Origin of the sequence: Peterkaempfera griseoplana, from assembly GCF_001418575.1 — a bacterium.
Classification (GTDB): Bacteria; Actinomycetota; Actinomycetes; order Streptomycetales; family Streptomycetaceae; genus Peterkaempfera; species Peterkaempfera griseoplana.
Genome location: NZ_LIQR01000651.1, coordinates 1 through 3,741 on the forward strand (window position 1 = coordinate 1; position 3,741 = coordinate 3,741).

Sequence of the window (3,741 nt, forward strand, 5' to 3'; positions counted from 1 at the left end):
GCCCGGATGATCGGGACGGCGTGGGACAGCAACGAGGCGCGCTCGGCACACGATGCGCTCAGCCGCGCGGTGCGCCACATGAGCGACGGCTTCCTCTCCGCCGACGACGACTGGCGGATCACCTTCGTCAACCTGGAGGCCGAGTCGCTCCGCGGCTCCCCGGCGGACGAGCTGTTCGGCCAGGTGCTGTGGACGCTGCCCTCCGTACGCCAGACCTCCGGTATGGAGGCCCGCTGCCGCCCGGCTCCCCCGCCGCGTGCCCCGGCACGGGCCTCGCCGCCGTACCGCTGCCCGGCGGGGACCGCCCGATCGGTGCGCTCACCGTCGTGACGGGCATCGCGGGGGAGCCCACGGGGAAGCAGTGGGACTTCCTCGTGGCCCTGGCGGCCTGGGTGCAGGAACGGATGGCCCGGGCCACGGCGCCCGTCCGTCACTTCCCGGAGGCACCGAGCCGGCTCCGACAGCAGCAGGCCCTCCAGGCCGTCCGGGTGGGCACCTGGGACTGGGAGATCCGCACCGGCGCGCTCTCCTGGGACGAGGCCGCCATGGCGGTCTACGGCACCGACCCCGTCGACTTCGTCCCGCGGGTCGAGACCTGGATGAAGGTCGTCCACCCGGACGACGTCCCATGGACGCTGGCCGCCGTGGAGCGGGCCATCCGCAACCACGAGATGTTCGAGGCCGAGTACCGGGTGCGGCGACCCGACGGCAGCTACGGCTGGACCAAGGCCCGTGCGAAGGTGGTGCTCGGCGACGACGGCAAGCCCGCCCGGATGATCGGGACGGCGTGGGACAGCAACGAGTCCCGCTCGGCCCATGATGCGCTCAGCCGCGCGCTGCGCCACATGAGCGACGGCTTCCTCTCCGCCGACGACGACTGGCGGATCACCTTCGTCAACCTGGAGGCCGAGTCGCTCCTGGGCTCCCCGGCGGACGAGCTGTTCGGCCAGGTGCTGTGGACGCTGCCCTCCGTACGCCAGATCACCGGTATGGAGGCCCGCTGCCGCAAGGCGGCCTCCCAGTCGACCGCCGCCAGCTTCGACGTGGTGGTGCCCGACTCCGGGCACTGCTACCGCCTGCGGGTGGTCCCGGTGCCCGACGGGGTCACGCTGTACTTCACCGACGTCACCGAGCGGCGCAGGAACCAGGCCGAGCGCGCGGCGACCGAGCGCGCGGCCGTGGAACGCTCCGCCCGGATCGCGGAACTGACCGCGGCCCTCGCCGAGGCGACGACCTCCCGGGATGTGGTGGAAGCGGTCGCCCAGCGGGTGATGCCACCGTTCGACGCCACCGGCCTGCTGGTGCAGGAGGTGGAGGGCGACCGGCTGCACAACGTGGGAGCAGTCGGCTACCCCGAGTCCTTCCTCGCCCTCGTCGACGGCCGCACGCGGCTGCCCATGGACCCGGTCTGGGACGCCTTCACCACCGAGGAGCCGCTCTTCATCTCCTCGCCCGGGGAGTACGCGGCCCTGTACCCGGACCTGGCGGACCATCCGCAGCAGTCCGGCATGCAGTCCCGGGCCTTCCTGCCGCTGACGGCCTCAGGCCACACCTTCGCCGTCTGCGTGGTCGCCTTCGACCGGCCCCGCCGCCTCACGGACGAGGAACGCACCCTGCTGACCGCCATCAGCGCCCTGGTCGCCCAGGCCCTGGAGCGCGCCCGGCTCTACGACGCCGAGCACATCCGCTCCCGGGAGCTGCAGCGGGCGCTGCTCCCGCAGAAGCTGCCCGAACTGCCGTCGTGCACCACCGCCGCCCGCTACCTGCCCACCGAGCAGGGCATGGACGTCGGCGGCGACTGGTACGACGTGATCCCGCTCTCCGCGGGCCGGGTCGCACTGGTCGTCGGGGACGTCATGGGGCACGGGCTCTCCGAGGCCGCCACGATGGGACGGCTGCGCACGGCCGTCCACACCCTGGCCAATCTGGAGATGCCCCCCGACGAGATCATGAGCCATCTCAACGACATCGTCAGCGGCCTCGGGGACGACTCCTACGCCACCTGCCTGTACACGCTCTACGACTCCACCACCCGGACCTGCTCCATCACCCGGGCCGGGCATCCCCCGCCGGCCGTGGTCCACCCCGACGGCAGCGTGCACTTCCCCGACCGGGACCCCAACCCGCCCCTGGGGGCGGCGGAACCGCCCTTCGACACGGTGGAGCTCAAGGTTCCCCCGGAGAGCCTGCTGGTGCTCTTCACCGACGGCCTGGTGGAGTCGTCCGAGCGCGAGATCGACCAGGGCATGGCCGAACTGGCGCGGCTGCTGCACACCCGGGCCGGGGAGGATCTGGACCGGCTCAGCGACTGCCTCGTCTCCGGTCTGCTCCCCGACGGCCGGACCACCAGCGACGACATCGCACTCCTGGTGGCGCGCGTCCACGCACTGCCCGCCGACCGGATCGCCTCCTGGCCGCTCCAGGCGAACCCCCAGGCCGCCGGTCTGGCCCGCAGGCACGTCCGGGAGCAGCTGTCCGCCTGGGGGCTGGACGGACTGACGCCGACCACCGAACTGATCGTCAGCGAGCTGGTCGGGAACGTCGTACGCCATGGCAAGGGACCGGTGCGGGTGCGGCTGCTGCGTGACGTCGACCTGGTCTGCGAGGTGTCCGACGGCAGCCTGACCATGCCCCGGATCCGCCATGCGTCCGACACCGACGAGGGCGGCCGCGGACTGCAGCTGGTCACGGCCGTCTCCCAGCGGTGGGGGACCCGCTACACGCCCACCGGAAAGTGCATCTGGACCTCGCAGCCGCTCTCCGACGAGGACTCCGGAACCGTACCCCCGGAGGAGTTGACAGAGGAGTTCGCGGAGGAGTTCGACATCGACGCCGTCGCTCCGCTGGAGTGAGCGTCGCACGGCGGGGTCCGCGGGGGCGCCGCCGGTACCAACGCGCCGCGCCGCCCCCGTCCGTGTGTCACAGCCGATGTCACAGTCGCTGGGGCTGCCTCGTCCTGGGGAGTGAAGACGGGTCCTGAGCAGGACACCCCTCAGCAAGGAGCTGGTCATGAGCGAGCAGACCGCACACCGCAAGGTCGCGCTGGTCACCGGGGCGAACAAGGGGATCGGCCGCGGGGCGGCCGAGCAACTCGCCGCACTGGGCATGACGGTCCTGGTCGGTGCCAGGGATCCACAGCGCGGCGCGCAGGCCGCCGCGGAGCTGCGCGCGGCGGGCGGCGACGTGCACGCGGTCACCCTGGACGTCACCGACCCGGCCACCGTCCGGGAGGCCGCGCGGCAGATCGAGGAGCGCTTCGGCCGCCTCGACGTGCTGGTCAACAACGCCGGCATCAGCGGCTCCGGGCAGGTCTCGCCCGAGGACGCCCACGACCAGGTGCCCAGCACAGTGGACCTGGACATGGTCCGGGCGGTGCTGGAGACCAACGTCCTCGGGGTGATCTCGGTGACCAACGCCATGCTGCCGCTGCTGCGGCGGTCGCCCGCGCCACGCATCGTCAACGTCAGCAGCCACGCCGCGTCGCTGGCCCTCAACAGCGACCTCGACGGCCCCCTGGCGGCGCTGCTGCCCTCGGCGGCGTACACGCCGTCCAAGAGCGCGCTCACCGCGCTCACCGTGCAGTACGCCAAGGAGCTGCGGAAGGACGGGATCCTCGTCAACGCCGCCGCACCCGGCTTCGTCGACACGGACAGCAACAACCACACCGGGTTCCTCACGATCGCGCAGGGCGCCGCGGTGCTGGTGCGCCTGGCGACGCTGGGCGCCGACGGACCGACCGGC

2 protein-coding genes and 1 pseudogene are annotated in these 3,741 nt (G+C 72.5%); all 3 read left to right on the plus strand.

The window, feature by feature from the left end:
* Window positions 1–330: pseudogene (locus tag AOK09_RS42870) on the plus strand (PAS domain-containing protein); the annotation flags it as partial.
* A gap of 74 nt (window positions 331–404) precedes the next feature.
* A complete protein-coding gene (locus AOK09_RS34795; RefSeq protein ID WP_245687617.1) occupies window positions 405–2,852 on the plus strand; it encodes a SpoIIE family protein phosphatase in 2,448 nt (815 codons plus the stop codon).
* A gap of 157 nt (window positions 2,853–3,009) precedes the next feature.
* Window positions 3,010–3,741: SDR family NAD(P)-dependent oxidoreductase (locus AOK09_RS34800; RefSeq protein WP_055591198.1), on the plus strand; the 732-nt coding region annotated here is incomplete at its 3' end.

Coding starts and splice junctions, on each gene's coding strand:
- AOK09_RS34795 (WP_245687617.1), top strand. CDS start 405: ATGGCCCGGGCCACGGCGCCCGTCCGTCACTTCCCGGAGGCACCGAGC.